General features: G+C 61.9%; 14 protein-coding genes and 1 tRNA gene. 10 read left to right on the forward strand and 5 right to left on the reverse strand.

Going from position 1 to position 15,015, the window contains the following annotated elements; genetic code table 11:
* Nucleotides 1-19: 19 nt before the first annotated feature.
* From KY49_RS00580 to KY49_RS00615, 8 genes are all read left to right on the forward strand, one after another.
* Nucleotides 20-766 (forward strand): Nif3-like dinuclear metal center hexameric protein, encoded by a 747-nt coding sequence (locus KY49_RS00580; RefSeq protein ID WP_042582956.1) that lies wholly within the window; start codon nt 20-22, stop codon nt 764-766.
* Between the two features lie 218 nt (nt 767-984).
* A complete protein-coding gene (petA, locus tag KY49_RS00585; RefSeq protein WP_042582957.1) occupies nt 985-1,605 on the forward strand; it encodes a ubiquinol-cytochrome c reductase iron-sulfur subunit in 621 nt (206 codons plus the stop codon).
* Nucleotides 1,605-2,996, forward strand: a complete 1,392-nt coding sequence (locus KY49_RS00590; protein WP_042582958.1) for a cytochrome b — start codon at nt 1,605-1,607, stop codon at nt 2,994-2,996. The genes petA and KY49_RS00590 overlap by 1 nt, the downstream gene beginning before the upstream one ends.
* 21 nt (nt 2,997-3,017) lie before the next feature.
* Entirely contained in the window at nt 3,018-3,776 is a 759-nt protein-coding gene (locus KY49_RS00595) for a cytochrome c1 (RefSeq protein ID WP_042582959.1), read from the forward strand.
* Between the two features lie 93 nt (nt 3,777-3,869).
* Nucleotides 3,870-4,481, forward strand: coding sequence for a glutathione S-transferase N-terminal domain-containing protein (locus tag KY49_RS00600; protein WP_006400565.1), 612 nt, complete (start codon nt 3,870-3,872; stop codon nt 4,479-4,481).
* Nucleotides 4,482-4,553: 72 nt separating this feature from the next.
* A complete protein-coding gene (locus tag KY49_RS00605) occupies nt 4,554-5,063 on the forward strand; it encodes a ClpXP protease specificity-enhancing factor (RefSeq protein WP_042582960.1) in 510 nt (169 codons plus the stop codon).
* 19 nt (nt 5,064-5,082) lie between these two features.
* Nucleotides 5,083-5,158, forward strand: a tRNA-Thr gene (locus KY49_RS00610).
* Nucleotides 5,159-5,263: 105 nt separating this feature from the next.
* Nucleotides 5,264-5,518 carry a hypothetical protein gene (locus KY49_RS00615; protein WP_042582961.1) on the forward strand — a complete coding sequence of 85 codons (255 nt, stop codon included), beginning with the start codon at nt 5,264-5,266 and terminating at the stop codon, nt 5,516-5,518.
* A gap of 210 nt (nt 5,519-5,728) precedes the next feature.
* On the opposite strand, the gene KY49_RS00620 is transcribed toward KY49_RS00615, so the two are convergent.
* The 5 genes from KY49_RS00620 to KY49_RS00640 all read right to left on the reverse strand — a co-directional run bounded on the left by KY49_RS00620 (nt 5,729) and on the right by KY49_RS00640 (nt 10,590).
* Entirely contained in the window at nt 5,729-6,853 is a 1,125-nt protein-coding gene (locus tag KY49_RS00620; protein WP_060097396.1) for a glycosyltransferase family 9 protein, read from the reverse strand.
* Between the two features lie 5 nt (nt 6,854-6,858).
* The gene (locus KY49_RS00625; RefSeq protein WP_231636323.1) at nt 6,859-8,151 is read right to left on the reverse strand and encodes an O-antigen ligase family protein; all 1,293 of its coding nucleotides are present in this window, start codon (nt 8,149-8,151) and stop codon (nt 6,859-6,861) included.
* An 80-nt stretch (nt 8,152-8,231) separates the two neighbouring features.
* A complete protein-coding gene (locus KY49_RS00630; RefSeq protein ID WP_042582963.1) occupies nt 8,232-9,095 on the reverse strand; it encodes a beta-1,4-mannosyl-glycoprotein beta-1,4-N-acetylglucosaminyltransferase in 864 nt (287 codons plus the stop codon).
* A 115-nt stretch (nt 9,096-9,210) separates the two neighbouring features.
* Nucleotides 9,211-10,035 (reverse strand): glycosyltransferase family 2 protein, encoded by an 825-nt coding sequence (locus KY49_RS00635; protein ID WP_042582964.1) that lies wholly within the window; start codon nt 10,033-10,035, stop codon nt 9,211-9,213.
* Nucleotides 10,036-10,374: 339 nt separating this feature from the next.
* Complete coding sequence (locus KY49_RS00640; protein WP_042582965.1) at nt 10,375-10,590, reverse strand: helix-turn-helix domain-containing protein; 216 nt, start codon at nt 10,588-10,590, stop codon at nt 10,375-10,377.
* 907 nt (nt 10,591-11,497) lie between these two features.
* Between KY49_RS00640 and KY49_RS00645 the strand changes: the two genes are divergently transcribed.
* On the forward strand, nt 11,498-14,395 hold the full coding sequence (locus KY49_RS00645) for a type VI secretion system Vgr family protein (protein ID WP_042582966.1): 2,898 nt from the start codon (nt 11,498-11,500) through the stop codon (nt 14,393-14,395).
* A gap of 3 nt (nt 14,396-14,398) precedes the next feature.
* Nucleotides 14,399-14,947, forward strand: coding sequence for a hypothetical protein (locus KY49_RS00650; RefSeq protein WP_042582967.1), 549 nt, complete (start codon nt 14,399-14,401; stop codon nt 14,945-14,947).
* Nucleotides 14,948-15,015: the final 68 nt, after the last annotated feature.

Raw genomic sequence — 15,015 nt, forward strand, 5'->3', positions numbered from 1 at the left:
GAATGGACTAGAGGTTTATATGGATCGAATCGAACTCGAATTGTACTTGAACAATACCCTCGAAACGGCGCGGTTCAAGGACTATTGCCCGAACGGGCTGCAGGTCGAGGGCCGCCGCAAGATCGAGAAGATCGCGACCGGCGTGACCGCGTCGGCGGCATTTCTCGAAGCGGCGATCGAATGGGGGGCGGATGCGGTGCTGGTCCATCACGGCTACTTCTGGCGCAACGAGGCGCCGCAGATCACCGGCCGCAAATACCGGCGCCTGAAGCTGCTGCTCGCGAACGACCTGAATCTGTTCGCGTTCCACCTGCCGCTCGACGCGCACCCCGAATTCGGCAACAACGCGCAGCTCGGCGAGAAGCTCGGGCTGATCGGCGAATCGCGCTTCGGCGACGGCGATCTCGGCTGGATGGCCACGCTGCCGATGCCGGTGACGCTCGAGCACTTCGTCGCGAAGGTCGAGCGCACGCTCGGCCGCACGCCGCTCGTGCTCGGCGACCCGGAGCAGCAGCTGCGCCGCATCGCGTGGTGCACGGGCGCCGCGCAGAGCTATTTCGACGCGGCGATCGACGCCGGCGCCGACGTGTTCCTCACCGGCGAGGTGTCGGAGCCGGTCACGCACGCGGCCGCGGAGAGCGGCGTCGCGTTCGTTGCGGCGGGGCACCATGCAACCGAACGCTACGGAATCCAGGCGCTTGGGGCCCATTTGTCCGAGCGATTCGATCTCGAACACCTGTTTATCGATATCCATAACCCGGTCTGAACGGCCGGATTGCGGCGGCGCATCGAAATCACGCAATGTAGCAAGCGTTTAAAAGTGGGTTGGATTATTCACTCGGGTGGTGGGGGAAAACCCTTAACTATCAACCACTTCGAAGGGATTTTCATTTCCGGGCCTTGTAAATGACGACTCCATTCGAGCAAACTAGCGGCGGAATGGAAAGTCGTGACGGAAAATCCAACTCAGAAGTGGGGCGTGTGATGCGAGACAAGGAAGAGAAACGCGTCGACAGCGGCCGCCGTACCTGGCTGATTGCGACATCCGTAGCAAGTGGCGTGGGAGGCGTCGCCACCGTCATCCCGTTCGCGGCGTCGCTGGCGCCGTCGGCGAAAGCGAAAGCGGCCGGCGCGCCGGTCGAAGTCGATATCAGCGCGCTGAAGCCCGGCGAGATGCTCACCGTGCCGTGGCGCGGCAAGCCCGTCTGGGTGCTGAACCGCACCGACTCGATGCTCGCCGACGTGACCAAGGCCGACAAGGAAGTCGCCGATCCGACCAGCAAGAACCCCTATTCGATGCCGTTGCCGGCTTACTGCGCGAACGAATATCGCTCGCGGGCCGACCACAAGAACATCCTCGTCGTGATGGCCGTGTGCACGCACCTCGGCTGCACGCCATCCCAACGCTTCCAGACGGGGCCGCAGCCGAACCTGCCCGACGACTGGCCGGGCGGCTTCCTGTGCCCGTGCCACGGTTCGACCTACGACCTTGCCGGCCGTGTCTTCAAGAACAAGCCGGCGCCGCAGAATCTCGACGTCCCGCCCTACATGTTCACGTCGGCGACGACGCTCGTGATCGGCAGGGACGAGAAAGGAGAAGCGTAATGGCGACGACCGAGCACAACGAAGTCACGACGACGACGACGGGTCTCACCGGCTGGATTGATGCGCGCTTTCCGTGGACGGTCATGGTCAAGAAGCACATGACCGAGTACTACGCGCCGAAGAACTTCAACTTCTGGTACTTCTTCGGCTCGCTCGCGCTGCTCGTGCTCGTCAACCAGATCGTCACCGGCATCTTCCTGACGATGAACTACAAGCCCGACTCGACGCTCGCGTTCGCGTCGGTCGAGTACATCATGCGCGAAGTGCCGTGGGGCTGGCTGATCCGGTACATGCACTCGACGGGCGCGTCGATGTTCTTCGTGGTCGTCTACCTGCACATGTTCCGCGGGCTGATGTACGGCTCGTACCGCAAGCCGCGCGAACTCGTGTGGATCTTCGGCTGCGCGATCTTCCTGTGCCTGATGGCCGAGGCGTTCTTCGGCTACCTGCTGCCGTGGGGCCAGATGTCGTTCTGGGGCGCGCAGGTGATCGTGAACCTGTTCTCGGCGATCCCGTTCATCGGCCCGGACCTGTCGCTGTGGATCCGCGGCGACTACGTGGTGTCCGACGTCACGCTGAACCGTTTCTTCGCATTCCATGTGATCGCGATCCCGCTCGTGCTGATCGGCCTCGTGATCGCGCACCTGGTCGCACTGCATGAAGTGGGGTCGAACAACCCGGACGGCATCGAGATCAAGAAAAAGAAGGATGCGAACGGCATTCCGCTCGACGGCATCCCGTTCCATCCGTACTACTCGGTGCACGACTTCTTCGGCGTGTGCGGGTTCCTGATCGTGTTCGCGCTGATCGTGTTCTTCGCGCCGGAAATGGGCGGCTACTTCCTCGAGGCGAACAACTTCGTTCCCGCGAACCCGCTGCAGACGCCGCCGGAAATCGCGCCGGTCTGGTACTTCACCGCGTTCTACGCGATGCTGCGCGCGACCACCGACCCGTTCAAGATCGTGCTGATGATCGTGATCGCGCTGCTCGGCGTGCTCGCGCTGCTGCGCGCGCGCGGCAAGTGGCGGCTCGGGCTGCCGGTGCTGTCGGCCGCGATCGTCGTGTTCATGTACCTGACGGAATCGAAATTCTGGGGTGTCGTCGTGATGGGCTCGGCGGTGGTATCGCTGTTCTTCCTGCCGTGGCTCGACCGCAGCCCCGTGAAGTCGATCCGTTACCGCCCGCTGTTCCACAAGGTGTTCCTCGGGATCTTCGTCGTCGCGTTCCTGACCCTTGCGTTCCTCGGCACGCGGCCGCCGTCACCGACCGCGACGGTGATCGCGCAGGTGTGCGCGCTGATCTACTTCGCGTTCTTCCTCGGCATGCCGGTCTGGACGCCGCTTGGCACGTTCAAGCAGCCGCCGGAGCGGGTGCGCTTCAAGCCCCATTAACGTGAGCGAGGAGAGAACGACATGAAGAAACTGCTTTCGACGCTCGCGCTGATCGGGGCGACCGCCTGTGCGTTGCTGACGGCGCCGGTGGCGGCCGCGGAGGGCAATTTTCCGCTCGACCGCGCGCCCGATAACACGGAAAATCTCGTTTCGCTTCAGCACGGCGCGCAATTGTTTGTAAACTATTGCTTGAACTGCCACAGCGCGAACCTGATGCGCTACAACCGTCTGACGGATCTGGGCATATCCCAGAAGGAGATCGAAAAGAATCTCCTGTTCACGACCGACAAGGTCGGCAACACGATGTCCGTTGCGATGCGGCCCGAAGATGCGAACAACTGGCTCGGCGTCACGCCGCCCGACCTGTCGGTCGAAGCGCGGGCGCGCGGCCGGGACTGGCTGTATACGTATCTGCGGAGCTTCTACCGCGACGATGCGCGGCCGACCGGCTGGAACAACGCGGTGTTCGAGAACGTCGGCATGCCCCATGTGCTCTGGCAGCTGCAGGGGCAGCGCATCGCGAAATTCGAGGAAAAGACGGACGAGGAGACGGGCGAGAAGGTGCGCGCGCTCGTCGGCTTCCAGCAGATGACTCCCGGGACGTTGTCGCCGGTGGATTATGATTCTGCGGTGGCCGACCTGGTGGCGTACATGACATGGATGGCCGAACCGGCCCAGCAGACCCGCAAGCGTCTCGGCGTCTGGGTGCTGGTGTTCCTCGGCGTCCTGACTTTCCTGGCCTGGCGGCTCAATGCCGCGTACTGGAAAGATATCAAGTAATCACGCCTGACCGGCGTGGGGCCGGCGCAAGGCGGAACCCGGAGGAGGGTTCTTCCGCGCGCTGGCCCTCGGCTTTTTTGAGGAAACGCAAATATGATGGTTCTGTATTCCGGCACAACTTGCCCGTTCTCCCAGCGTTGCCGGCTGGTGCTGTTCGAGAAGGGCATGGACTTCGAGATCCGCGACGTCGACCTGTTCAACAAGCCGGAAGACATTTCGGTGATGAACCCGTACGGCCAGGTGCCGATCCTCGTCGAGCGCGATCTGATCCTGTACGAATCGAACATCATCAACGAGTACATCGACGAGCGCTTCCCGCACCCGCAGCTGATGCCGGCCGACCCGGTGCAGCGCGCCCGCGCGCGCCTGTTCCTGCTCAACTTCGAGAAGGAACTGTTCGTGCACGTCAGCACGCTCGAGAACGAGAAGGGCAAGGCAGCCGAGAAGAACCACGAGAAGGCGCGCCTCGCGATCCGTGATCGCCTGACGCAGCTCGCGCCGATCTTCGTGAAGAACAAGTACATGCTCGGCGAGGAGTTCTCGATGCTCGACGTCGCGATCGCGCCGCTGCTGTGGCGTCTGGATCACTACGGCATCGAGCTGTCGAAGAATGCGGCGCCGCTGATGAAGTATGCGGAACGGATCTTCAGCCGTCCGGCGTATATCGAAGCACTGACGCCGTCCGAAAAGGTCATGCGTCGTTAATGGCATGACGAAGGGCAAGACGGAGCGGCGCGCGCGGAGGGCCGCGCGATCCGTTCCGGTTAGAGGATTGTGATGCAAGAGATTTCAACGAAGCCTTATTTGCTGCGCGCGCTGTACGAGTGGTGCACCGATAACGGTTACACGCCGCACATCGCGGTGAGGGTCGACAATTCGACGCGCGTGCCGCGCCAGTTCGTTCGCGACGGCGAGATCGTGCTCAACATCAGCTTCGAGGCGACGAGCCAGCTGCAGATGGGCAACGAGTGGATCGAGTTCACCGCGAGGTTCTCCGGCAAGGCGCACAAGCTCGAGATTCCGGTGGCCAACGTGCTCGCGATCTATGCGCGCGAGAACGGGCAGGGGATGGCGTTCCAGGTCGATGCGGTCGCGGAGGATGGTCCGGATTCGGGCGAATTCGACGAGGAAGCGCACGTGGACGAGCAGCGCGGCGCAGCGACGGGGCTGACGCCCGTGGCCGATAGCGGTGCGAACGAAGAGCCGTCGGAAGGCGCGGATGAACCGCCGACGTCCGACGGCGACGGGGCGAAAGGCGGCAGACCTCGCCTCAAGATCGTGAAATGAGGTAGAATCTCTTGCTTACGCCGGCTTAGCTCATCTGGTAGAGCAGTTGATTTGTAATCATCAGGTGGCGGGTTCGAGTCCTGCAGCCGGCACCAATAAAATCAAGGGGTTACAGCGTTCGCGTTGTAACCCCTTAGTCTTTTGGGGTCCCGTGTAACCACGGTTGTAACCGAATTCCGCCAATCGCGAGGCAAGCTACGATGCCGCTCTTTCGCATCTCCAACCATCAATTCACGGTTGGTGACGTCGTGGAGCGCGGTCGCTGGGGTAATGCCCTTCGGACTTATCAATTCGACGCGGGCTCACCTGACGGCGCATACAAGGGTTGGCGGCTCGCCAGTGAACTTCTCCTTGAGCAAGTGCGGCGGGACATCGCCCCGCATCTGCCAAGCCGCTGGGACTGCACCTTCGCGATTGCAGACCGCGCCCAAGCCATCGCACAGATTTGCAGGTGACGGCTGTTCTCTAGCAGTGCCTCGGTAACGTCGGATAGCTTGGGCAGGCTGCATGACTCTTCTCTAACGTCGGAGAGGGCGTGGGGGCTATCCGCGCATTCAGTCTGTCGTTCATCAAGGATCGCGGACGTGTCACGCTTCGGACGGAGATGCTCGGAATAGAGGCTTGCGACTGATTGCCGGCCGTCACTTTCCCCGGCCTGACCGGCATCACGCCGCGTCTGTCAACAGTTGTCCCGATGTGCTTCCCAATTTGGTCCGAAGTGCCGAGAGAATCTCTGGAGGATCGATTTCGCTGACTGCTCCGCGACTTTGAAGTCCGATCGAATTGCAGCTTGGCGTCAACCGGAGATGCATCGGCTCGATATGCGCAAACAGCGTGACGGAGCCTACATCGGTCGAGTGGGCAACGTGCATCATGCCGCCGTCGCAGCCGACAAACACGGCGCTGCGCGCAACCATCGCGCGCGATTGCAGCAGGCTCAGCTGTCCAACGGTCGAGCGTATGTCAAACCGCGCATAGGTGTGCCTGCAAATTGCATCGGCAGCGTCGGCCCCGTTCGGGGCCCCGAGCAGCACGATGGTCGGCGGTACGTCGATGTCGGTGGCATCGTCGAGTGCCGACAGCAGTTCGGTCCAGCGTTCATATGTCCGCCGCGGATCGATGCCCCCGACCGCGATGCACATGTAGCGCGTGTCGGGCACGATGGCGTCGACGCTGCGCTCGGTCGACACATTGCTATGGAGGTACGGCTTCGCGATATCGCGCAGATAGGCGGGCGTCAGGCCGAGCTCGAAAATGTGGTTGATCGCGGCAAAGCTGAATTGGGTCTGGTTGCGGTCCGGGCCGTAGAAATACCCGAACAGGCTCGCGAACGGCAGCCGCCTGAAATGCTGCTTCTTCAGCCGGATCGACGGAAAATTGAATTCGTTCAACAGAATGGCGTCGTAGTCGCGCTTCAGCGCATCGTCGACCCGGTCGAAAACGTTCGAGAATACGTCGTCTTCTTCGAACAGCGGACGGAGCTTGGGCAGCGTCAGCAGATCGATGCTCATGCCTGTTCCGCGCAACAGGCTTCGGCCCGCCATGTCCATCGTCGCGTCGCCGAAATTGCTCTTGCCCGTGTATAGCCACAAGATCCGCGCATCACGCGGCAAGGTCGGCCGGGCAAGCGCCAGTTGGCCGCCTGCCGCAAGCGACAGGCGTCGATGCAGGAATTTCTTCGCGATCTTCAGCGTCGGCGTGTTGCCGAGATAGCGCGCCGGATCGTGCGGAACCCATTCATACGGAATCCTGGTGGATTCCGCGACACAACGATCGATCAGTCGAAACATGTTTTTCATTGCCCGGCTGGACCCTTGGACTGTCGCCGCTCGGCGAGCACCTGACCCGCGAGACCGGCGATCAGCAGGCCATTGAACGATGCCGTGTACTTCAGTGTGAACATCTCGAACGCGATGCCGGCGAGCATCAGGCAGATCGTAAACGCGAGCCCCATGTCGGCTGCAATGCGTGCGCGCGGGCTGTACCGGCGTGCACGCCAGAACGTCGCGATCGGCACCGCGAACAGTGCGACGACCGCGACGGCGCCCGCGATGCCAGAGCGCAGCATGTTGGCGAGCAGTTCGTTGTGCGGGCCCGCGAAGATGATTTGACGAGCGATTTGACTTGCGAAAGCGGTGATCCCCGGTTCACCGAGATACGCGCGGAACCCGGTGTCGCCGTAGCCGTGCCAGGGGCTTTGCAGGAATAGCTCCCACGCCATGTGCCACATCGTGAGCCGCAGGCCGCCCGACGTGTCGCGATTTGACCCGTTCAGCCACATGTCGAGTTCGTGGTAGATGCTGGCGACCCGCGTCGATGTGTCGTCATGCAAGGACAGGACGATCGCGATCGTGGCGATGCCGAGCGCCGCAAGCGCGACGAAATGCTTGGCGCTGATCGACGGGCGCTTCAACACCAGCCACAGCGCTGCAGCAATCGGAATCAACAGGTACGCGGTGCGGGTTTGCGAGCCCACCACGAGATACAGGCCGGCGACGATACCGACGATCGACAATGCGCGCGCAGGCCGTGATTGACCTGGCTCGATGCCGAACAGGCTGAACATCGCGAGGATGAGCGCATAGACGCCGAACATGTCGGTGTCGACGAAGTAGGTCGCAAAACGCCCTCCCCAGATCGCCATCGCGTGTGGATCGAGCTTCACCTGGACGACGAGGATCAGCAGCGCGACGGGCGCGACGACACCGATCAGCCGCGCGAAATCAATCCGTTTGTAGCGGAAATAGAACAGCACGGCGATCGAGAGCAGGATGCGCGACGGCGCATCATAAGCCTTCGCGATCAAGTCGCCGCGCAGCGCTTGCCCGATGAGCACCGAGACGATCGGCAGCGCAAGCGCGATACACATCCACCACACCGCCGAATTCGAGCCGCGCTCGCGTGCGTCGCGCCGGATCGAGCCCGCTGCCGCCAGCGTCGGCGCCAGCAGCAGGAGCAGGCTCGCGTTGGTCACGCCACGCAGCGACAGGAACCCCATGATGCTCGCGGCCGCCACCACGATCACATACGCGTCGAGCCAGGGAGCGCCGGGGTGCCCAACATAGCGTGCAATACACTTGTTCATCATGATCGGTCGATCGGTGGAAAAACGTTCGTCGTTGGCAAGTCACGGCACCGGCTTGCGCGCGTGGTGCGAAAGTGTCGCGCTCAATGCGCGGCCGGCTCGATGAGCCACGTCGCGTACTTGTCGCGCGCGCCGGTAATCTGGGTCGGGAATTGCGGCGCCTCGACGGGCTGCGGCGCGTAGCGCAGCGGTCTGTCAAGCACGTCCTTCCCGGAACGGATCCGGCTCTCGATGAATTGCTGGTCCTGGAATTCCGGCTTCACGAATTTCTGGTCGGCGATGCTCTTCATCTTCACGATCATCATCTCGGGGCTCGTCACCCACGAGAAGTGCCAGCCCGCGTCGCGCACGTGCTGCACGCGATACTTGCGGAACCACGAGCGCTTCAGCGAGCGCAGCAGCCCGGACGACTTGTACGAGCGGACCGCGTTGACGTTGTTGAAGAACTGCTTCAGATGACGAAGGGTCGTGATCCGCGTGCCGATCCAGTCGGCGAATCCGTCGTTCTCGAGCAGCCGGTTGTTCAGGAAGTACGCGTAGCAATATTGGTGAAGGTCGGCGCGCAGGTAACGGCTCGGATCGTAGAGACGAATGCATTCGGGGCGCGGAATCTCGTCGAGATCGGACACGAGGATCAGGTCATCGGGCCTGGCGTCGTGAAGTCCGTTGATCAGGTAGCTGCGCTGGTAATTCTCGTTCTTCCAGTAGTCCGGCGGACCGGGGGGCAGGTGATCGACCTCGAGATAGCGGATCTTGTCCTTGAAGCGCTCGAAGCGACGGATGTCGAAGTTCAGCGGCTTCGGGTCGCCGACCTGCGTGTAGCGCGATTCGGCGATGACGAAGTAGTCGACGTGATCCCACAGAATCTCCATCCGGAGTTCCAGCAACATGTCTTCGTTGAAGTAGCAGAAGCAGTCGTAAACCTTGGGGGCCGTCGTATTGGACATTCAGCAAACACTCCAGATCACGGATTCGAGCGCGCCGAATCCCGGTACATAGCCGGATGCCGGCATGCGGCGCGGACATCGCCGCGCAGGAAAGAGTCGCGTGCGCAGGCGCACGTCAGAGCCATTCGAAGTCCTGCTCCTTGCGGGTGCCGTGCACGGTCATCCCGTAACGTGCGAGCTCCGTGTCGTGCCACGCGCGGTTCTGCCGGACACGCCGCATCTTGTTCAGCTTGCGCGTCAACCAGCTCTGACGGAGCAACTGGTAGTTCGTGCGATTGCCGAGGCCGCTTCGCGCGGAGAGTCCGCGCTCGCGCTTCATGGCGGTCTGCGTGATCGAGCCGTAGTGATGAAGCCATGCGCCGCCGACGATCGCGGACGGAATCCGTGCCTTGTCCAGCTCGTCGAAGAATAACGTATCTTCATAGCCGAGCAGGCTCGGCGTGGCGCGAAAGTAGCCGGCCTGCATCCAGACGCTGCGGTGCACGAGCAGGCAGACCGCGTGGCGCGCGCCGGGGCGCTGCACGTCGCGCATCTTATTGCTCCACGCGGTTGCGAGCGAATCGAAATCGTAGTCGAGCGGGCCTTCGATCATGGCCGGCGACGCGACGAGCAGGCCAAGCCGCTCCGCCGTGCCGATCAGGTTTTCGATCCAGTTCGCGGAGACGAGGACATCGTTGTTCATCACGACCGTCCACTCGGCTTGCTGATGCAGGATCCCCTGGTTCCATGCGGCGCCGCAGCCGAGGTTGTCGCGGTTGTGAACGTAGCCGCCGAGCGGCAGCGTCTGCAGATATTCGCGCGTCGAGTCGGTTGACGCGTTGTCGACAGCGACGACGCGATCAAGTGGCGTCCCGTGCTTGACCATGCTGTCAATACACTGACGCGTATAGTCCACTTGGTTGTAGCAGGCAAACGTAATTGAATACTTGTTTTTGTCCATGCGGACGCTTCCCCGTGCGCGGATGAAAATGGTGCAAGGCAGTCAGTTTTTATTGCGGAATTATACACAACCACCTGTCCGGATTCGGCTGGCGCAACGTAGCAAACACTGGTCATTCACCCGCGGTGCAAGGTAAAGACGGCGAGTTTGCTCAAGAAGCGAACTTGCTGCTCGCGTAAGGAATGAAGGGAGTTCCTGGTTGTTTGAGAAGGTGTGAAACGAAGATTCCGCACGTCCAGCGACCGTGTCCCGTGGCGTTCCGCCGTCAGCCAGGCGAGGCGAGTGTCGGCGCACCGGCCACCGTCGCTTTTGTCTGAAGCCATCAATCTGCAATCCAAACTACTTTGGGGCCTCGAGGCGTACCACGGCACGGCTTCCCGTCGCTTTAGCGTAGCGGAACGGTGTGCGCAGCCACGGCATCGTGCGATCACTCTCCATGTAAGCGATGGTCGAATGGGGCGTCCGCATCCTTTCGGCGACCTGTTCCTGAGTCAATCCGGCACGTGCAGCCGGGTCGGCCAGCACGCGCTTCTCCACGGTTGCAAGTTCAATCATCGTTCAATCCTCCATTATCCGGGCGAAGGCCGTTTTGATGGTTCGGCGCGGTATCTTCAGCGCCCTCGTCACGCTTCCCTCTAGCAAGCGCACATGAGGCAAGCGAACGCATTCTCATGAACACACAAGGCCGCGTTTATGTATCGATGGCGCAACCTATTCACCCAGCGTGATATCGAGAAACCAACTCGCGATGCGGTCGAAGTCGATCAGCCCCGGGGTGTGACCGCCATTCGGCGTAACACATTCAGCGACGGATAGGCGCTTCCGGCTTCATGGCGCCGGATTTGCAAGGTGGAGACGCTGGCGGCATCGGCCAATCTGGGGGGAAGTGCCTTCGTCTTCTACACGAATAGTGACAATATTTTCTACGCGAGGGGATTTCTCGTTCCATTGCCAATATAAATTGCTTTTATTATTAATATGCATTATTGGCAGAACGGGATATATTCGCTGCGGACTGCGGACGTGTGATATTACGAAGCGGCGTGGCCGGGTTCGATGAGTTCGGGTATTTCGTGGGAACTGGCGATGCGATAAGCGGATCGGAAAGGATGTTTTAAATCTCGCCTTTTCAAAATCGCTGCCTGCGTCCTTGGCTTCGGCGCTGGTCGGATAGGAACCGACCATGCCTGATCACAATCGCCTCCCTCCCGGTGAAGCGACGGGCGTTGCACTTCTTCCCGTTCGGCGATCTGAAGCCCGCGTCACGCCACGTTTTCCTACAGTCGCCTTTCATTTGTAAAAAATCGTGAGAATCAGCCGCCAGCGTGGGTTTAACTCCCGTTCAAGGACGCAAATCGGCAGACGAAAACCGTTAGAATCGCCGGCAACATGAAGTTCGGGGACGGCCGTCCCCACGAGAGAGCGTGTTGTCGCCGGACAACAAAACAACAACGGATTACGCATGAACATGACCGACTTGGTCCAGGCCATTCGTGGCGGCCTGATCCAGCAGGATCGTTTGCTGAAGACGGACATTCCGTCGTTGCCGGGCAATGCGCTCGTGCCGCGCCGGGCCGTGACCCATTCCGAACTGGGCCGCGACTTCAGCGTGACGCTCGACATGGTGTCGACCGCCGGCGATATCGAACTCAAGAAGCTGATCGCTCAGCCGATCACGCTCTGGATTCAGCAGGCGAACAAGTCGTATCTGCCGATCAACGGCTACATCCATACGGCCCGCAGGCTCGGCGCGGATGGCAGCCTGTCGAGCTATCAGCTGACTTTCGCGTCGTGGATGCACTTCCTCAAATTTCGCAGTGACATGCGGTACTGGCAGGACATGCCTGTCGACGCCATCATCGCGGACGTTTTCAACGCGCATCCGCAGGCCCGAGGGCGGTTCCAGTTCGTGCTGTCGAAGCCGCTGCCTTCGCGCTCGTATTGCCGCCAAAGCGAGACCGACTGGAACTTCGTGCATCGCCTGATGGAAGACGAGGGACTGTTCGGCTTCTGGCGGCATGACGAGGACGGCAACGCACACACGCTCGTCGTGACCGACGACCTGTATGCGGTCGACGATATGTCGCCGAAGTCCGTTGGATTCTATCGGGCGGGAACCGGCAGCGAAACCGACGCATTCACGCAGTGGGCCGGTTCGCGGACCCTGCAGAGCGCGCTGCACACGACGCGCACGTTCGACTACAAGGCGCCCTCCGCACCGCTGAATCCGAAAGGCACGACGTTGCCGACGAAGGCCGATCAAGGGAATCTGCCCGAGCAGGCCGAAGTTTACGAGTACACCGGCGCCTACACGTATCTGGATCAGGATCGCGGCGAGCACCTGTCGAAGATTCGCCTGGAGGAATGGGAGTCGCGTGCGAAGCGATTCTTCGGCGCGGGCGGCGTTCGGGGAATCGATGCCGGCCGGCGCTTCGTGCTGACCGACCATCCGGAGCACGACCGCGATCCGGACCGCGAACGGGAATTCGCGGCCATCAAGGTCTCGCGGTTCATCGAGAACAACCTGCCGCTCTCGGCGCAGGAAGCGAACTTTCCGCACAGCCTGCAAAGCGAACTGGCGCAAGCGAAGGCCGGCCGCTCGGGAGAGGCCGCGTTCAAGGTCGCGCATGAGGACGGCTCGGCGGGTTTCTATCTCGTCGAAGTCGAAGCGCAACGCGCGACGGTGCCGTACCGTAGCCCGTTCGAGCACGAGAAGCCGGTGATGCAGCTCGAGACGGCGATCGTGGTCGGTCCGAGCGGCGAAGAGGTCTACACGGACGAACTGAACCGGATCAAGGTGATGTTCATCTGGGATCGACAGAATCCGGGCAACGAACGCGCATCATGCTGGGTGCGCGTCGCGCAGTCGGATACCGGCGGCGGCTACGGGAGCGTGCACGTGCCGCGAGTCGGCGAGGAAGTGCTCGTCGGTTATCTCGGCGGGGACTGCGACAGGCCGATCGTCCTGCACCGCATCTACAACGGCGCGGTGAAGCCGCAATGGCATAGCAACGGGATCCTGTCGGGCTACCGGTCGAAAGAGTATTCGGGCGCCGGCTTCAACGAAATGGTGCTCGACGACGCGACGGGGCAGAACCGTGCGCGGCTGTTCAGCAGCAGCGCGAACTCCGGGCTTCACCTCGGCTACCTGATCGACCAGAGCGGCAACGCGCGTGGCGCGTATCTTGGTTCCGGTTTTGACCTGAAGACCGATTCGTACGGCGCGGTGCGCGCCGGGCGGGGTCTGTACGTCACGACGCATCCGAAGCAGGCGAACAGTCAGCCGCTCGACGTGAAGGAAGCGCAACAGCAGCTCGTCAATGCGGAAAGCCTGGTCGACACCCTGTCGGAAGTCAGCGAGCAGCACCATGCCGAGCCGCTCAAACCGGGCTACGACGCGTTGAAGAAGTTCGTCGATGCGACGCAGGACAGCGTGGCCGGCAGCGCGTCGGGTGGACGCACGGCAGGGGGCGGGACCGGCAGCGCAAATGCGTTCAAGGAACCGGTGATGCTGCTCGGCAGCCCGGCGGGCATCGCGTTGTCGACGCAGCAGAACGTGCATGTGGCGGCGGACCAGCATCTTAATCTCGTGAGCGGCCGGAGCACGCACATCGCCAGCGGCAAGTCGCTGATCGCGAGCGTCGCCGACAAGCTGAGCCTGTTCGTGCAGAACGCGGGGATGAAGCTGTTCGCCGGCAAGGGCAAGGTCGAGATCCAGGCGCAGAGCGACAACGTCGAGATGACCGCGCAGAAGACCGTCAAGGTGCTGTCGTCGACGGCCACGGTCGAGATCGCGGCGGACAAGGGCATCATGCTGACCTCGGGGGGCGCGTACATTCGCATCCAGGGAGGCAACATCGAGATTCACGCGCCCGGCAAGGTCGACGTCAAGGGCGCCCAGCACCTGTTCAACGGCCCCGCGAACATGTCGTACCCGTTGCCGCCGCTGCCCACGGGCGAACTGCTGGGCAAGCACAGCCTGCGCTTCGCGGCATTCGGCGCGGATCACGTCGCCAACGATATCGGCTGGGTCGGCAAGCCGTTCCAGATCGTCGACAGCGCGAACACGGTCCTTCACGCCGGACAGATCGCGGCAGACGGCCGGCTGCCGCGCGCAATCGTCGACCAGCCCGACACGCTGACGCTGCGGATCGGCTCGGACACCTGGCAGCCGCACCCGGTCACGACCGAACAGCGCGTGGCAGGCGAAGAGCATGAAGCCGAGACTGAACTGTCGCCCGACGATGACCCGTTCCACATTGCAAGCGAGGATCGCGGCGGGCAGTTCGTCGACGCCGATCATCTCGCGACCCTGATCACGCCCACCGTGTTGGCCCGCATTCTCGAAGGCGAAGCGTAACCCATGAAGACATCCCGTTTTTTGCGTAGCGTCGCGGCCGCCGCGACTGTCCTTGCCGCTGCCGCCCTGCCTTTGCGCAGCGCGCATGCCGAACAATATGAGCGCGGCGCCGTTCGCTGGAACGTCAAGGACGGTACGCTGATGTTGGTCTCCGGTGTGTTGTCGGACAATGTCCGCCTGCGTTACCGGAACTACACGCTCTATCTGCAGGCCGACGATCACACGCTGTACCTGATCCCGATCGTCAACGACAAGAAGAAGCTCAACGACTACAGTTTGTCGTTCAGCACGTTCAATGGCGGCGAAGAGACCATCACCGACGCGCTCGTCACCGTGAAAGGTCCGAACGTCTACCTCGTCACCGCGCACAAGGATGCCGTGCGCGGCTATAACCAGCCTGGCGTCGTGACCACGAAGACGTACCGCCTGTTCGCCGGCGGCGAAGCGGAATGGACCTATTACTTTGCCCCGGTTGCGGAGGGCAAGTACGCCGAGCAGCAGGACTATACGGTTGAACGCGCACTGTCCGAGACCGCGAAAGGTCTGCACTGAGTTCGTCATCGCGAGCATCACAACATGCCCAAATTCATTTCCGCGACACACGACAAAGCGACGCTGAC

This window comes from Burkholderia sp. MSHR3999, from assembly GCF_000833595.1.
GTDB lineage: Bacteria > Pseudomonadota > Gammaproteobacteria > Burkholderiales > Burkholderiaceae > Burkholderia > Burkholderia ubonensis.

Excerpts from the sequence above, each read along its gene's own strand:
- KY49_RS00580 (WP_042582956.1), top strand. The coding sequence starts at position 20 with ATGGATCGAATCGAACTCGAATTGTACTTGAACAATACCCTCGAAACG.
- petA (WP_042582957.1), top strand. The coding sequence starts at position 985 with ATGCGAGACAAGGAAGAGAAACGCGTCGACAGCGGCCGCCGTACCTGG.
- KY49_RS00590 (WP_042582958.1), top strand. The coding sequence starts at position 1,605 with ATGGCGACGACCGAGCACAACGAAGTCACGACGACGACGACGGGTCTC.
- KY49_RS00595 (WP_042582959.1), top strand. The coding sequence starts at position 3,018 with ATGAAGAAACTGCTTTCGACGCTCGCGCTGATCGGGGCGACCGCCTGT.
- KY49_RS00600 (WP_006400565.1), top strand. The coding sequence starts at position 3,870 with ATGATGGTTCTGTATTCCGGCACAACTTGCCCGTTCTCCCAGCGTTGC.
- KY49_RS00605 (WP_042582960.1), top strand. The coding sequence starts at position 4,554 with ATGCAAGAGATTTCAACGAAGCCTTATTTGCTGCGCGCGCTGTACGAG.
- KY49_RS00615 (WP_042582961.1), top strand. The coding sequence starts at position 5,264 with ATGCCGCTCTTTCGCATCTCCAACCATCAATTCACGGTTGGTGACGTC.
- KY49_RS00620 (WP_060097396.1), bottom strand. The coding sequence starts at position 6,853 with ATGTTTCGACTGATCGATCGTTGTGTCGCGGAATCCACCAGGATTCCG.
- KY49_RS00625 (WP_231636323.1), bottom strand. The coding sequence starts at position 8,151 with ATGATGAACAAGTGTATTGCACGCTATGTTGGGCACCCCGGCGCTCCC.
- KY49_RS00630 (WP_042582963.1), bottom strand. The coding sequence starts at position 9,095 with ATGTCCAATACGACGGCCCCCAAGGTTTACGACTGCTTCTGCTACTTC.
- KY49_RS00635 (WP_042582964.1), bottom strand. The coding sequence starts at position 10,035 with ATGGACAAAAACAAGTATTCAATTACGTTTGCCTGCTACAACCAAGTG.
- KY49_RS00640 (WP_042582965.1), bottom strand. The coding sequence starts at position 10,590 with ATGATTGAACTTGCAACCGTGGAGAAGCGCGTGCTGGCCGACCCGGCT.
- KY49_RS00645 (WP_042582966.1), top strand. The coding sequence starts at position 11,498 with ATGAACATGACCGACTTGGTCCAGGCCATTCGTGGCGGCCTGATCCAG.
- KY49_RS00650 (WP_042582967.1), top strand. The coding sequence starts at position 14,399 with ATGAAGACATCCCGTTTTTTGCGTAGCGTCGCGGCCGCCGCGACTGTC.